General features: G+C 43.8%; 16 protein-coding genes and 1 pseudogene. 14 read left to right on the top strand and 3 right to left on the bottom strand.

The features are described 5' to 3' along the window. The first annotated feature begins 4 nt into the window (after positions 1-4). Both rsfS and AU387_RS08475 read left to right on the top strand, forming a co-directional pair. Positions 5-361 carry a ribosome silencing factor gene (rsfS, locus tag AU387_RS08480; RefSeq protein WP_044154484.1) on the top strand — a complete coding sequence of 119 codons (357 nt, stop codon included), beginning with the start codon at positions 5-7 and terminating at the stop codon, positions 359-361. Beyond that, on the top strand, positions 358-1,101 hold the full coding sequence (locus tag AU387_RS08475; protein ID WP_059335446.1) for a class I SAM-dependent DNA methyltransferase: 744 nt from the start codon (positions 358-360) through the stop codon (positions 1,099-1,101). Before rsfS ends, AU387_RS08475 begins: the two co-directional genes overlap by 4 nt. A 64-nt stretch (positions 1,102-1,165) precedes the next feature. Here the strand turns inward: AU387_RS08475 and comER are convergent, their stop codons facing one another. Continuing rightward, positions 1,166-1,987: a late competence protein ComER gene (gene comER, locus AU387_RS08470; RefSeq protein WP_059335445.1), complete on the bottom strand. Its 822-nt coding sequence runs from the start codon at positions 1,985-1,987 to the stop codon at positions 1,166-1,168. Positions 1,988-2,070: 83 nt separating this feature from the next. Between comER and AU387_RS08465 the strand changes: the two are divergent. The 3 genes and pseudogenes from AU387_RS08465 to AU387_RS08455 all read left to right on the top strand — a co-directional run bounded on the left by AU387_RS08465 (position 2,071) and on the right by AU387_RS08455 (position 5,656). Then, positions 2,071-2,687: pseudogene (locus AU387_RS08465) on the top strand (helix-hairpin-helix domain-containing protein). Positions 2,688-2,752: 65 nt separating this feature from the next. Next, entirely contained in the window at positions 2,753-3,322 is a 570-nt protein-coding gene (locus AU387_RS08460) for a ComE operon protein 2 (RefSeq protein ID WP_044154488.1), read from the top strand. Positions 3,323-3,325: 3 nt separating this feature from the next. Then, positions 3,326-5,656 (top strand): DNA internalization-related competence protein ComEC/Rec2, encoded by a 2,331-nt coding sequence (locus AU387_RS08455; protein WP_059335658.1) that lies wholly within the window; start codon positions 3,326-3,328, stop codon positions 5,654-5,656. A 38-nt stretch (positions 5,657-5,694) separates the two neighbouring features. Here AU387_RS08455 and AU387_RS20485 read toward each other — a convergent pair whose 3' ends face one another. Further along, positions 5,695-5,829 (bottom strand): YqzM family protein, encoded by a 135-nt coding sequence (locus AU387_RS20485; RefSeq protein ID WP_010335005.1) that lies wholly within the window; start codon positions 5,827-5,829, stop codon positions 5,695-5,697. A 40-nt stretch (positions 5,830-5,869) separates the two neighbouring features. Here AU387_RS20485 and AU387_RS21575 point away from each other — a divergent pair, with 40 nt between their 5' ends. Then, positions 5,870-6,019, top strand: coding sequence for a hypothetical protein (locus tag AU387_RS21575; RefSeq protein WP_157722685.1), 150 nt, complete (start codon positions 5,870-5,872; stop codon positions 6,017-6,019). A 39-nt stretch (positions 6,020-6,058) separates the two neighbouring features. Further along, positions 6,059-7,102 carry a DNA polymerase III subunit delta gene (gene holA, locus AU387_RS08450; RefSeq protein WP_059335444.1) on the top strand — a complete coding sequence of 348 codons (1,044 nt, stop codon included), beginning with the start codon at positions 6,059-6,061 and terminating at the stop codon, positions 7,100-7,102. Between the two features lie 14 nt (positions 7,103-7,116). On the opposite strand, the gene rpsT is transcribed toward holA, so the two are convergent. Beyond that, complete coding sequence (gene rpsT, locus AU387_RS08445) at positions 7,117-7,383, bottom strand: 30S ribosomal protein S20 (protein ID WP_010335003.1); 267 nt, start codon at positions 7,381-7,383, stop codon at positions 7,117-7,119. Between the two features lie 203 nt (positions 7,384-7,586). Between rpsT and gpr the strand changes: the two genes are divergently transcribed. From gpr to grpE, 7 genes are all read left to right on the top strand, one after another. Beyond that, a complete protein-coding gene (gpr, locus tag AU387_RS08440) occupies positions 7,587-8,693 on the top strand; it encodes a GPR endopeptidase (protein ID WP_044154490.1) in 1,107 nt (368 codons plus the stop codon). A gap of 62 nt (positions 8,694-8,755) precedes the next feature. Further along, positions 8,756-9,961, top strand: coding sequence for a spore autolysin SpoIIP (gene spoIIP, locus AU387_RS08435; protein ID WP_059335443.1), 1,206 nt, complete (start codon positions 8,756-8,758; stop codon positions 9,959-9,961). Between the two features lie 16 nt (positions 9,962-9,977). Beyond that, positions 9,978-10,316: a YqxA family protein gene (locus AU387_RS08430; RefSeq protein WP_044154492.1), complete on the top strand. Its 339-nt coding sequence runs from the start codon at positions 9,978-9,980 to the stop codon at positions 10,314-10,316. 133 nt (positions 10,317-10,449) lie between these two features. Continuing rightward, positions 10,450-12,285 carry a translation elongation factor 4 gene (gene lepA / locus AU387_RS08425; protein WP_010334999.1) on the top strand — a complete coding sequence of 612 codons (1,836 nt, stop codon included), beginning with the start codon at positions 10,450-10,452 and terminating at the stop codon, positions 12,283-12,285. A gap of 55 nt (positions 12,286-12,340) precedes the next feature. Then, the gene (hemW, locus tag AU387_RS08420) at positions 12,341-13,480 is read left to right on the top strand and encodes a radical SAM family heme chaperone HemW (protein WP_044154494.1); all 1,140 of its coding nucleotides are present in this window, start codon (positions 12,341-12,343) and stop codon (positions 13,478-13,480) included. An 80-nt stretch (positions 13,481-13,560) separates the two neighbouring features. Then, positions 13,561-14,592 (top strand): heat-inducible transcriptional repressor HrcA, encoded by a 1,032-nt coding sequence (gene hrcA, locus AU387_RS08415; protein ID WP_024122104.1) that lies wholly within the window; start codon positions 13,561-13,563, stop codon positions 14,590-14,592. A 72-nt stretch (positions 14,593-14,664) separates the two neighbouring features. Beyond that, entirely contained in the window at positions 14,665-15,228 is a 564-nt protein-coding gene (gene grpE, locus AU387_RS08410) for a nucleotide exchange factor GrpE (protein WP_024122103.1), read from the top strand. Positions 15,229-15,244: the final 16 nt, after the last annotated feature.

Raw genomic sequence — 15,244 nt, 5'->3', positions numbered from 1 at the left:
GTGAATGAATCAAACGTCCATTTTAAAGATTGCAGCTGCGGCTTGCGACGATAAGCGGGCAGAGGATATTTTAGCACTGGATATGGAAGGAATTTCTCTGGTTGCGGATTATTTTCTGATCTGCCACGGTAATTCAGACAAACAAGTGCAGGCCATTGCGCGTGAAATCAAGGACCAGGCTGAAGAAAACGGCATTGAAGTCAAAAAGATGGAAGGCTTCGATGAAGCAAGATGGGTATTAGTTGACCTTGGGGATGTCATTGCCCATGTGTTTCATAAGGACGAAAGAAGCTATTACAACCTGGAAAAACTGTGGGGAGACGCTCCGCTCGCAGACCTGGAACTTGGATTGAATCAATGATTTACCAAGGCTTTGCAAGCGTGTATGACGAGTTAATGTCTCACGCACCTTACGACAAATGGACAAAATGGATTGAAGCATCTCTACCGGAAAAAGGCCGTATTCTCGATTTGGCATGCGGCACCGGAGAGATTTCAATCCGGCTTGCCGAAAAAGGTTTTGAAGTCACCGGGATTGATCTCAGTGAAGAAATGCTCTCTTACGCCCAGCAAAAAGTACCAGCTAAACAGCCGATTCTTTTCCTTCAGCAGGACATGAGAGAGATTACCGGATTTGAAGGCCAGTTTGACGCGGTTGTGATCTGCTGTGACTCCTTGAATTATTTAAAAACGAAAAATGACGTAATGAATACCTTTAAAAGTGTATTTCAGGTGCTGAAGCCCGACGGCATATTGCTGTTTGATGTTCATTCATCGTATAAAATAACCGAGGTTTTTCCTGGGAGCACGTTTGCTGATCAGGACGAAGATATCAGCTATATTTGGCAAAGCTTTGCCGGAAGTGAAGAGCTTTCCGCCATTCATGATATGTCATTTTTTGTTTGGAACGGAGAGACGTACGACCGCTTCGACGAAACACATGAGCAAAGAACGTTCCGAGTGGATGAATACGAAGAAATGCTGGCAAGCTGCGGCTTTCAGCTTCATAAGGTTACCGCTGATTTTACCGATTCAGCGCCGTCACCACAATCTGAACGCCTGTTCTTTAAAGCGCAGAAATCAAAAACCATCGTTTACTAAGACGATGGTTTTTAAAATGCCTTTTTACCCTTTTGCATACAACAAACGGCTATGACATACTCGTTTACACATGAAACTGCTTCTTCACCGCGGAAATATCCTCTTCGTACTTCAAATGCGTATTTTGAAACACCCGATGAAACATATCCTGTACACCGCTTTCGAGTGCTTTAATGCCTTCTCCTGTCACGCCGCCTTTTACGCAAACCTTTTCCTGTAATGCAGGAAGGGTATACAATTCTGTTTCTAACAGTTTTCCCAGCCCGACAAGCATTTCTTTACACATGAGAACAGCGTCCTCTTTAGACACTGACGTTTCCGTAACGGCTGCATCTATAAATCGTTGAATCAGATAGCTCATAAAAGCGGGTCCGCAGCTTACGATATCTGACGCTACTCTTGTGATGTCACTTTCAATTTGCAGCGGATTAGAAATGTGCTTCATCAGCTCGATGATTTTTGTTTTTGCTGCCTCTCCGCAGCTTTTACCGTAGGTGACAAGAGAAACGCCAGCAAGCGCCCGGTTTGTAATACTCGGGATAACTCGTGCCACCTGACATGGCACATACTGTTCCAGCTGATCAGTCTGAAGCGGGCTTGTAATTGAAATGAGAATGTGATCCTTTGTTAAATAAGGGACTGCCCTTGACAATAATGGATATATATCAAGCGGCTTTACACAGATGAAAATGATCTCATTTTCTGCAACAAGCTTTTCAAGGCTCTCTGTTACGTTTAAGCTGTTGTAGCGGTTTTTTATCTTCAACGCTTTTTCAATTGTGCGGTTTGTGATTGTGATGTTTGAGGGATCGGCTGCTCGTGATTCAATGAATGATTCTATAAGGATCGTACCCATATTTCCAGTGCCGATAAAGCCAATCTTCAATGATTTCCCCTCCTTTGAGCTATTATCCTCTAAACCATATGTGATAAAGAAACAAAATATGACGAAAGCGGGGCGTATGCAAGTTGAATTGGTTGAACCAACATAAAACGATAATCATGTCAGCGGGCTCTGCTGCTGTTCTCATTGCAGTTCTTTGCCTCTTTTTTTCAGCGGACATAACAAAGAGCCTGTAAAACAAGTTGTATCTAGTGAAAAGGAAAATGCCGAGGTCAAGCAGGAAGCAACAAAAGACAAAGTGGAAGAAAATATTGTAATTGATATAAAAGGCGCCGTTAAGCATCCCGGCGTTTATGAAATGCATACGGGAGACAGAGTGTCGCAGGCTATTGAGAAAGCAGGCGGCATTGGTGAAAAAGCAGATGAAACGCAAGTGAATTTGGCGGAACTTTTACAGGACGGTACAGTGGTGTATATACCGAGTAAGGGAGAAGAGGCGGCGCAGCAAGCGGCCGGCGGCGCTGTACAAAGCAGTAAGGGGAAGGAGACATTGGTCAATATCAATACAGCAACATTAGAGGATTTACAAAACATTTCGGGAGTAGGGCCTTCAAAAGCTGAAGCGATTATTGCATATCGGGAAGAGAACGGGCGTTTCCAAACAATTGAAGATATCACAAAGGTTTCGGGAATTGGCGAAAAATCTTTTGAAAAAATAAAGTCTTCCATTACAGTAAAGTGAATTGACGGTCATGCATGATGATAGGTAAACTAAAGAACAGGCAACACACATTTGGAGGGAACAACGTGGAACGAATTTCATGGAATCAATATTTTATGGCTCAAAGCCATTTACTGGCACTGCGCAGCACCTGCCCGAGATTGTCTGTCGGCGCTACCATTGTCAGAGATAAACGCATGATTGCAGGAGGCTATAACGGGTCAATCGCAGGCGGCGTACATTGCGCGGACGAAGGATGCTTAATGATAGACGATCATTGCGCGAGAACGATTCACGCGGAAATGAATGCGATACTTCAATGCGCTAAATTTGGAGTGCCGACAGATGGAGCGGAGATATATGTCACGCACTATCCGTGTATTCAATGCTGTAAGTCTATCATTCAAGCCGGTATCAAAACAGTATATTACGCTGAGGATTATAAAACACATCCGTATGCCCAGGAGCTATTTGAGCAATCAGGCGTTACGGTTGAACAGGTTGAACTCGATGAAATGATCGTTGATCTGAAAAACAGAGAAAAGCTTTCATTTGTAGCGGGGCTTTTAGAAAAATTAGCGGATGCCGGTCTTGCAGAGGAAGATTTGAAGAAAATACATGAACAGGCTAATCAACTTTTTACGAGTTATGTGTGATTGATGCGGAATTCGCGTCTATTATTGCCTTTGGCGGCAGCTTCAGCAACGGCTGGAATTGCTGCCGCCTCTTATTTCTCCGCTGTCTTTCTCTTCTTCCTCTTTCTTCTTATTGTGACAATCAAAACAAGGCACGCTCCACTCATTTTTGTTTGTTTATTCTCTTTTGTACTCAATTTTGCCCTGTTTAAGATCACAGATTCTCAAAATACTTCTTCGTATCAGCAGGGAAGCTATGACTTCAAGGCGGTCATTCATAGTATTCCTAAAATTGACGGGGATCGGATGTCTATGCTGATCAAGACGCCCGATGGCGAAAAATGGGCTGCCTCTTATCGGATTCAGTCTTTAGCTGAAAAAGACAAACTGTCACATCTAGAGCCGGGTATGGCATGCGAATTGACTGGTGCTTTGGAGAAGCCAAAACAAGCAACAGTGCCGGGAACATTTGATTATCAACAGTATCTTTACCGGCAGCATATTCATTGGAGCTATTCTGTCACATCTATTGGAAATTGCAGCGAGCCTTCAGATGTCCGGTATAAGCTTCTCAGTTTGAGAAAATACATCGTATCATTCACGAACACACAGCTTCCGCCAGATTCAGCAGGAATCGTACAGGCGCTTACAGTAGGTGAAAGATCTTATTTGGATGACGATGTGCTTAATGCTTACCAAAGTCTAGGTGTTGTCCATCTGTTAGCCATCTCAGGACTCCATATCGGGATTTTGACAGCAGGCCTATTTTACGCAATGATCCGTCTGGGCATAACAAGAGAAAATGCGTCAATCCTATTGCTTTTGTTTCTGCCGATCTATGTTATTTTGACAGGTGCAGCGCCCTCTGTTCTCCGAGCCGCTCTGATGTCGGGCATATACTTAGCGGGAAGCCTTTTTCAGCAGCGGGTGAATTCTGCCGGGGTAATCTGTCTTTCGTATATTGTCCTCTTGCTTTTTAATCCCTACTACCTTTTTGAAGCTGGATTTCAGCTTTCATTTGCGGTCAGTTTTTCTTTAATTCTCTCATCATCTATTTTTCAGCATATCAAAACGGGTCTGGGACAGCTGACGATTGTATCTGTTATCGCCCAGATAGGCTCACTGCCCATTCTTCTGTATCATTTTCAGCAGTTTTCTATCATTAGCATTCCAATGAATATGGTGTTGGTGCCTTTTTATACATTCTGTATTTTACCGGCTGCTATTATAGGAGTTATTCTATTATTTTTTTCAGCATCCGTCGGTCAATTTCTGTTCTATTGGTTTGATGTAATGATGACCTGGACCAACAGACTGATCACTAAAATCGCTGATATAGATATATTCACAATCATCATCTCACGTCCTGCACCTGCTCTTCTTCTCTTATTCACGCTCACTGTCATCATATTGCTTATGAGTATTGAGAAACCCTCATTTCTCCGGCTGACAGTGTCCACAAGCCTTTTTTGTGCAACACTTATCCTGCTCTTTGTTTTCCCTTATGTTAGTTCCGACGGAGAAGTAGATATGATTGATATCGGTCAAGGTGACAGTATGTTTGTCAGTGCACCGTATCAGAAAGGCCGCGTTTTAATTGATACGGGAGGCACTTTGTCTTATTCGTCAGAGCCTTGGCGCGAAAAACAGCATCCTTTTTCACTGGGGGAAAAGGTGCTGATCCCTTTTTTAACGGCAAAGGGCATCAAGCAGCTTGATGCGCTGATACTGACGCACGCAGATCAAGATCATATCGGAGAGGCAGAGGTTTTGCTGAAGCATCATAAAGTGAAGCGTCTCATCATTCCAAAAGGATTTGTTTCTGAATCGCATGATGAGAAGGTGCTGCGGACTGCCAGACAGGAGGGGGTGGCTATTGAAGAGGTGAAGCGGGGTGATGTATTGCAGATAAAGGACTTACAGTTTCATGTGCTGTCACCGGAAACGCCTGATCCGGCAAGTAAAAATAATTCTTCTCTCGTTCTATGGATGAAAACAGGCAGGCTCAGCTGGCTCCTGACGGGTGATCTGGAAAAAGAGGGGGAACAGGAGGTTATCAATGTGTTCCCGAATATAAAAGCGGATGTGTTAAAGGTAGGGCATCATGGAAGCAAGGGCTCGACCGGTGAAGAATTCATCAAACAGCTTCAGCCCAAAACGGCGGTCATCTCAGCGGGTGAAAACAATAGGTACCATCATCCGCATCAAGAAGTTCTTCAATTGTTAGAGAGCCGATCCATCCGTGTGCTGCGCACGGATCAAAGCGGCACGATCCAATACACGTACAAAAGCGGATCTGGAACCTTTTCTGTTTATCCTCCATATGATACATCAGATATGACAGAGACGAATTAAAAAAGACTGCCGAGAAATCAGCAGCCCGGGCAGTCGTGTTATGAACCAACCAGGTGAATAACCGTTGCCATGACAAACAATAAGGCGAAAAATCCGAAGGACACAACAAAACCAACCGCTGAATCTACAGCATCATTTCGTTTGCTTTGAACGTTTTTTTCAAAATCATTCAATTTCATCCCCCCTGACTGACTTAAGTATAATGGAATCGTTTTGAAAAATCTAGAAGCTAAGGTAACGTTTTCTGTTCTGGTGATTATCGCCTTTTTACAAGCTGTCCTGGGGGCTTGCGAACAGGCGTTTAATATAAATGGGGAAGCAGCTGTCAGGCTTCCTCTTTACTATTTTGCAAACACAATTTAGGATAGAAGGGGATGATGAAAGAGAGGAAGTCGTACAACAATGGTATTTGATGTGTGGAAAAGCCTGAAAAAAGGAGAAGTCCATCCGGTTTATTGTTTATACGGAAAAGAGACGTATCTGCTCCAAGAAACCGTCAGCAGGATCAGACAGACTGTGATTGATCAAGAGGCAAAAGATTTCAACCTGTCTGTTTTTGATTTGGAAGAAGACCCGCTGGATCAGGCGATTGCCGACGCTGAAACGTTCCCGTTTATGGGGGAGCGGCGCCTTGTCATTGTGAAAAATCCATATTTTTTAACGGGTGAGAAAAAGAAAGAAAAAGTTGAGCACAACGTCACCGCGCTTGAATCGTATATACAATCACCGGCACCATATACGGTCTTTGTTCTGCTTGCGCCTTATGAAAAACTGGATGAGCGGAAAAAACTGACCAAAGCGCTAAAAAAACAGGCGTTCATGATGGAGGCAAAGGAATTAAACGCGAAGGAAACGACAGACTTTACGATCAATCTGGCGAGAACCGAGCAGAAAACGATCGGCACCGAGGCGGCAGAGCATTTGGTTTTGCTTGTAAACGGGCATCTGTCATCTCTTTTTCAGGAGATTCAGAAACTCTGCACGTTTATTGGAGACCGTGAAGAAATTATGCTGGATGATGTGAAAATGCTTGTGGCGAGAAGCCTGGAACAAAATATCTTTGAACTGATTAATAAAATCGTCAATCGGAAACGAACTGAGAGTCTGCAAATTTTTTATGATCTGCTCAAACAAAATGAAGAACCGATCAAAATTATGGCTCTTATATCGAACCAGTTCCGGCTGATTCTGCAGACGAAATATTTCGCGGAACAAGGGTACGGCCAAAAACAGATTGCTTCTAATTTAAAGGTGCATCCATTCCGGGTAAAGCTGGCGATGGATCAAGCGAGACTTTTTTCAGAAGCCGAGCTCCGGTCTATTATTGAACAGCTTGCCGTTATGGGCTATGAGATGAAAACCGGGAAAAAGGACAAGCAGCTTTTACTAGAGCTTTTTCTCTTGCAGCTGTTAAAAAGAAATGAAAAAAACGATCCTCAATTATGAGGATCGTTTTTGTTTTATGCAGAAAGTCCGTTCACTTTTTTCGCTAGTCTTGATTTGTATCGAGCTGCGGCATTTTTGTGTACAAGACCTGTTTTCACTGCTTTATCAATACGTTTAGCTGCTTCAGTAAGAGCAGTTTTCGCTTTGTCAGCTTCGTTGTTTGCAACAGAAGCTTCAACTTGTTTGATTGCAGTACGCATAGCAGATTTGATTGTCGCGTTATGAGCGCGGCGTTCGTTATTAGTTTTTGTACGTTTAATCGCTGATTTAATGTTTGGCATGTGTTTCACCTCCTAAGATACAACCTGTAGCACAGTGTCTTAAGGTTAAATCTTCTTCACAATAGAACAAATTGTATTCTATCAAACACACCTTTAGATTGCAATATAAATGTAAAGTATTTTTCATTGAAGGAATGCTTTTAAGCATGATTCATTTTATAAATGGAAACAATATGGATACTGAATATCGAAGGAGGCCCTGTATGAAAAAGAGTGAGCTGGATGTAAATCAGTATTTGGTACGTACGGATTTAGCGGTTGAAACGAAGGAAGCCATGGCTAATCAGCAGGCTGTGCCTGCAAAAGAGATAAAAGGTTTTATCGAAAAAGAACGCGATCACGGCGGAATAAAAATCCGCACTGTTGACATCACGAAGGAAGGCGCTGAGCTTTCAGGAAAAAAAGAAGGACGTTATTTAACGATTGAGGCCCAAGGGATCAGAGAAAATGACTCGGAAATGCAAGAGAAAGTCTCTGCTGTATTTGCGGAAGAATTTTCAGCCTTTCTGGAAAGCCTTAAGATCTCAAAGGATGCAAGCTGTTTAATTGTCGGCCTCGGCAACTGGAATGTGACACCTGATGCGCTCGGTCCGATGGCTGTAGAAAATCTATTGGTGACAAGACATTTATTTAAACTCCAGCCTGAAAATGTGCAGGAGGGCTACAGGCCTGTCAGCGCATTTGCTCCTGGTGTCATGGGAATTACAGGCATCGAAACAAGCGACATTATTAAAGGGGTAATCGAACAGTCAAAACCTGATTTTGTGATTGCCATTGATGCACTTGCGGCACGTGCGGTAGAAAGGGTCAACACAACCATTCAAATATCAGATACAGGAATTCACCCGGGGTCAGGCGTCGGAAATAAACGTAAAGACTTGAGCAAGGACACCCTAGGCGTACCTGTCATTGCAATCGGTGTACCGACGGTCGTTGACGCGGTAACAATTGCCAGCGATACGGTTGACTACATATTAAAGCATTTTGGCAGAGAAATGAGAGATGACAGTCCGTCGAGATCGCTTGTTCCGGCGGGGATGACGTTTGGGAAAAAGAAAGTGCTTACTGAAGAGGATCTTCCCGACCCAAAACAGCGTCAATCGTTTCTCGGCATTGTCGGGACTCTTGAAGAAAACGAAAAGCGGCAGCTCATTCATGAGGTGCTGGCGCCTCTGGGCCATAATTTGATGGTCACGCCGAAGGAAGTCGATTCATTTATTGACGATATGGCAAATGTGCTGGCAAACGGATTAAATACAGCGCTTCATGAAAAGGTGTCTCAAGAAAACAAAGGCTCCTATAATCACTAAACGGTTCTACTTCCTCTAGCTTGTTCATAGAGTAATTACTAGACAAGCGCTGGAGGGATTCAATGAGAAATAAACGCAGAAACAGACAAATTGTTGTTGCGGTGAATGGCGGGAAAGCGATAAAGGCGATCTTTCTATTTATCGCAAGCCTAGTAGTGATTTTTGTTTTATCTGGTGTGCTGACGTCTCTCCGGCCGGAACTCAGGCCTTCGTCTGACTCTTTTTACGGGATTGCCGACGAACTGCCGGGTAACGTATTTGCACACTTGCTGCGGATGGAAAACCATTATTTCGCTTCTGACCTTTCTCAAACCGACAGCTCATTTCATCTATCACGTCTTTCTTTAAAGCTGGCGACAAGTATTAATCTCGAAGATCCGCGAAGTTTTCTTGGACGCGAGCTGCCTGGGTTTGCGCAATTTGACACAGAAATTCTTTTAGCGGGACAAGGCACCGATTATACAAACATGCCGTCGGAATCCCCGCCGCCTTCAAAGGTGATGCAGGAAGAAAGAGAAGCGAATTTGGCGGAGATTGAAAAACAGCAGACGCAAACAGACAATACGCAAAAAGACCCGCCAAAACAAACAACCGGCGATAAGAAGGTTGTCTTTATCTATCACACGCATAATACGGAATCTTATCTCCCGCTATTAAAAGGTGAAACCGACCCCGATATGGCGCGTCATTCTAAAGCTAACGTCACCCTCGTGGGGGACATGTTCGGAAAAGCGCTGCAATCTCAAGGTATCGGAGCCACAGTTAACAAAACGGATATACAGGCAAAACTGAGCAAAAAAGGTTTGAATTATGTTAGATCCTACGATGAATCAAGGCCGGTCGTACAGGAAGCCCTTGCGTCAAACAAAAATCTGCAATATATCATTGACATCCATAGAGACTCCAGGCGCAAGAAAAATACGACGGCAACCATTAAAGGGAAAAGCTATGCCCGGGTGGCGTTTGTGGTCGGCAAAAAAAGCAAGAATTTCGAAGAAAACTACAAAATTGCAAGTGAACTTCACAAGCTGATGGAGAAAAAATACCCGGGACTCAGCACAGGGGTCTTTTCTAAAGGCTCACCAGGCGATAACGGAGTTTACAACCAAGACTTAAACGACAGAGCGCTTTTGCTTGAATTCGGCGGAGTGGATAACAATCTCGAAGAGCTGCAGCGGGCGGCTGACGCAACTGCTGACGTATTCAGCGAAATGTACTGGGATGCTGAAAAGGTTAATGCTGAAAGCGGCGAGACGAAAAAACAATAAGAAATAGGTGGTCGAGTTGATTGCATATCTTGGCAAATGCTTGCTTCTTGTGACGATGATGTTTATAGGCGTCCTGTTCGGCATGCAGCAGGCGAATAACGGCATGCTGAGCATGAAAGGCTATCATGATCCTTCACTGAAAGGCGCGTTTACGCTCACAGACGGAGAAAATAATGAAAAAGAAGCGACCGTTTTAGGGGAAACAGTAACCTCGAAAGATTTAGAAGAGAAACAAAAAGAGCTGGAACAGGTGGAAACCTTTAACGTTTTCTCTAAAGCCGGAAAAACGCTTTCTGACACAGTGACCAACACAGCCCAATCGATGTATGAATGGGTACGGGATATGAGAAAATAAGTGCTTGAAAGAGAAAAGCAGCCCCAGTATGAGAGGGAACTTTTCTCTTTCTTGTTTTACATTGAATCTTTACAATCCTATTGATATAATCTAAGCTAGTGTATTTTGCGTTTAATAGTAGGAGTGATAGATTGTGACAGATAAAGAAAAGCGTTTAGAGAGGCAGTCGAGAATTCGGAATTTCTCCATCATCGCCCATATTGACCACGGAAAATCGACCTTAGCGGATCGTATTTTAGAAAAAACGTCGGCAATCACTCAACGAGAAATGAAAGAACAATTGCTTGATTCTATGGATCTTGAACGCGAACGGGGCATCACCATTAAATTAAACTCTGTTCAGCTTAAATACAAAGCGAAAGACGGAGAGGAATATATTTTCCACCTGATTGACACACCGGGACACGTCGATTTCACATATGAAGTATCCCGAAGCCTTGCTGCCTGCGAAGGAGCGATACTTGTCGTGGATGCGGCGCAAGGAATTGAAGCGCAGACGCTTGCGAACGTTTACTTGGCGCTTGATAATGACCTTGAAATTCTTCCAGTTATTAATAAAATCGATCTGCCAAGCGCAGAGCCGGAACGTGTTCGCCAAGAGGTGGAGGACGTCATCGGCCTTGACGCATCGGAAGCCGTGCTCGCTTCAGCAAAAGCCGGGATCGGGATTGAAGAGATATTAGAGCAGATCGTGGAAAAGGTGCCTGCTCCGACCGGAGATCCAGAAGCGCCGCTTAAAGCGCTGATCTTCGACTCGCTTTATGACGCTTACCGCGGTGTCGTGGCTTATATAAGAGTTGTTGAAGGAACGGTAAAGCCGGGGCAAAAAATCAAAATGATGGCAACCGGCAAAGAGTTTGAAGTGACAGAAGTCGGTGTGTTCACGCCGAAAGCAACTCCGACAGATGAACTGACCGTCGGTGATGTAGGCTTTTTAACTGCTGCGATCAAAAATGTCGGTGACACACGCGTCGGTGACACGATAACAAGCGCGGCCAATCAGGCTGCCGAAGCATTGCCTGGGTATCGCAAGCTGAACCCGATGGTGTATTGCGGTTTGTATCCGATCGATACGGCCAAATACAATGATTTAAGGGAAGCTCTTGAAAAGCTTGAGCTGAATGACTCATCGCTTCAATATGAAGCAGAGACATCCCAAGCGCTCGGATTCGGTTTCCGCTGCGGATTTTTAGGTATGCTTCACATGGAAATCATCCAGGAGCGGATTGAGCGTGAGTTTAAAATCGACCTGATCACAACAGCACCGAGTGTTATCTACGATGTGTATATGACAGACGGCGAAAAGGTTGTTGTCGACAACCCGTCCAACATGCCTGACCCACAAAAGATCGAAAGAATCGAGGAGCCTTATGTTAAAGCGACAATGATGGTGCCGAACGATTATGTCGGTGCGGTGATGGAGCTTTGCCAAGGAAAACGCGGCAATTTTATCGACATGCAATATTTAGACGCAAATCGTGTCAGCATTGTCTATGACATGCCATTAGCGGAAATCGTCTATGAGTTTTTTGATCAGCTGAAATCAAGCACAAAAGGCTACGCGTCCTTTGATTACGAACTGATCGGCTACAAACCGTCTAAACTTGTCAAGATGGACATTATGCTGAACGGAGAAAAAATCGACGCCCTTTCATTTATCGTGCATCGCGATTACGCGTACGAACGCGGAAAAGTAATTGTGGAAAAACTGAAAGAGCTTATTCCGCGCCAGCACTTTGAAGTACCGATTCAAGCGGCGATCGGCCAGAAAATCGTGGCCCGCTCTACCATTAAAGCGATGCGTAAAAACGTATTGGCTAAATGTTACGGCGGAGACATCTCGCGGAAACGGAAGCTTCTTGAAAAACAAAAAGAAGGAAAACGCCGAATGAAGCAGGTCGGCTCAGTTGAAGTGCCGCAAGAAGCATTTATGGCGGTCCTGAAAATGGACGACAATCCGAAAAAATAATAGAAGCTGCCGCAGTCCTGTACTGCGGCTTCTTTCTTTAAAGAAGGTGAATACATTGAAATCAGCTTATATCCATATTCCATTTTGTGAGCATATTTGCCACTACTGCGATTTCAATAAATATTTTATTCAAAGCCAGCCCGTCGGCGAGTATTTAAACGCACTCGAGAAGGAAATGATAAATACGATAGAAAAAACGGGGCAGCCTGATTTGGATACGATTTTTATCGGAGGAGGCACGCCGACATCCCTCTCAGAGGACCAGCTCAAAAAATTAATGGACATGGTCAGCCGTGTGCTGAAGCCTTCAGACACTTTAAAGGAATTCGCTGTTGAGGCGAACCCGGACGACCTATCGGCAGAAAAACTGAAAATACTCAAGGAAGCGGGCGTTAATCGTTTAAGCTTCGGTGTGCAAACATTCGAAGACGACCTTCTAGAAAAAATCGGACGGGTGCATAAACAAAAAGACGTATTTGCCTCTTTTGAACGTGCAAGGGAAATTGGTTTTGAAAATATCAGTCTCGATTTGATGTTCGGTCTTCCCGGACAAACGCTTAAGCATCTGGATCATTCTTTAAAAACTGCTTTATCCCTGAACGCAGAGCATTATTCCGTTTACTCTCTCATTGTAGAACCGAAAACGGTATTTTATAATTTGATGCAAAAAGGGCGGCTTCATTTGCCGGCGCAGGAACAGGAAGCCGAAATGTACGAAACGGTGATGAGCCGGATGGAAGCTGCCGGTATTCATCAATATGAAATCAGCAATTTTGCAAAGCAAGGCATGGAATCTAAGCACAATCTGACGTACTGGAGCAACGAGGAATATTTCGGTTTCGGAGCAGGAGCCCACGGGTATATCGGCGGAATTCGAACGGTAAACGTCGGACCTGTTAAACATTACATTGACCTGATAGCTGAAAAAGGTTTTCCTTACCGGGATACACATGAAGTGACGATGGAAGAACAAATTGAAGAAGAGATGTTTTTAGGATTAAGAAAAACATCCGGCGTCAGCAAAAAACGGTTTGAAGAGAAATACGGTCGTTCTCTTGATAAACTTTTTCCCGGCGTTTTAAAAGAGCTTTCTGAAAAGGGACTGATTCTTAACACAGAATCTGACGTTTGTTTGACTCATCAGGGAAAATTATTGGGTAATGAAGTTTTCGGCGCTTTTTTGGGTGAGTTATAATTGACATTTTTCTTGTGGTTTGATACTTTTGTTATAGATTTAGCACTCGCTTGTTGAGAGTGCTAACAGAGGTGATGATGATGTTAACAAATCGTCAGCTGCTGATCCTTCAGGTCATAATCAACGATTTTATTAAATCGGCGCAGCCGGTCGGATCTAGAACTCTTTCGAAAAAAGATGAAATCACATTTAGCTCTGCAACAATAAGAAACGAGATGGCTGACTTGGAGGAACTGGGCTTTATTGAGAAAACCCACTCTTCCTCAGGACGTGTTCCGTCGGAAAAAGGGTACCGGTATTATGTTGATCATTTGCTGTCGCCCGTCAAACTGACAAAAACCGACCTAGACCAAATCCACTCGATCTTCAAAGAAAAAATATTCGAGCTGGAAAAGACAGTTCAAAAATCAGCAAAAATTTTGTCCGATCTTACGAATTATACGTCTATCGTACTCGGGCCGAAGTTGAGCGAGAATTATCTTAAACAGATTCAAATCATACCGATTCAGCCCGATAAAGCGGTAGCCATTCTCGTTACCAATACGGGGCATGTGGAAAACAAAACGATTAATTTTCCAACCAAAATGGATCTGTCTGATATTGAAAAGCTGGTAAATATACTGAACGACCGTTTAACCGGTGTTCCGATGGATGAATTGAATGAACGCATTTTTAAAGAAGTTGTCATGTACTTAAGGCAGCACATTAAGAACTACGACAACATACTTGAAGCGCTGCGGTCAACATTTCATTCGACAAGTCACGTTGAAAAATTGTTTTTCGGCGGGAAAATCAATATGCTGAACCAGCCCGAGTTCCATGATATCGGCAGAGTGCGGTCGCTGCTTTCTCTAATCGAAAAGGAGCAGGACGTCTTGAAGCTCGTCCAATCTTCAGATACAGGCATTTCGATTAAAATCGGAAAAGAAAACGACTATGAAGAGATGGAAAACTGCAGCCTGATTACAGCCTCTTATTCAGTAGATAAGAAGCAAATAGGCTCAATTGCGATCATCGGACCAACCCGCATGAATTATTCACGGGTCGTCAGTCTGCTTCAGCATGTGACTTCAGACTTGTCAAAAGCATTAACAAGTTTGTATGATGAGTAAGGGAAATTTGGCAAATTTTATCGAAGGGCATCACCCGCCCTTCTCCTTACACTTTTGAGGGAGGTGAACACAATGTCAGAAGAAAAACAAACCGCGGAACAAAACGAAACAGAAGAGCAAGAAGTAATCGAAGAACAAGCTGCCGCTGAAGAACAGCAGGAAGAAACAAACGAAAGCGAACTTCTTCAAAATCAAATTAACGAATTGCAAGGTTTGCTTGAGGAAAAGGAAAACAAACTTTTGCGTGTTCAAGCAGACTTTGAAAACTATAAACGACGCAGCCGCTTAGAAATGGAAGCGTCCCAGAAATACCGTTCTCAAAACATCGTTACTGAATTGCTGCCGGCTCTTGACAGCTTTGAAAGAGCGCTTCAGGTTGAAGCCGACAATGAACAGACGAAAAGTTTGCTCCAAGGAATGGAAATGGTCCACCGCCAGCTCGTAGAAGCCTTGAATAAAGAAGGCGTAGAAGCAATCGAAGCTGTAGGACAGGAATTTGATCCGAACCTTCACCAAGCCGTTATGCAGGCTGAAGATGAAAACTACGGCTCCAACATTGTCGTTGAGGAAATGCAAAAAGGCTACAAGCTGAAGGATCGCGTCATTCGCCCTTCCATGGTAAAAGTGAATCAATAATTACATAGCAGGAGGT

The organism is Bacillus halotolerans (assembly GCF_001517105.1).
GTDB classification, from domain to species: Bacteria; Bacillota; Bacilli; order Bacillales; family Bacillaceae; genus Bacillus; species Bacillus halotolerans.
This window is presented reverse-complemented; position numbering and strand designations above follow the sequence as displayed.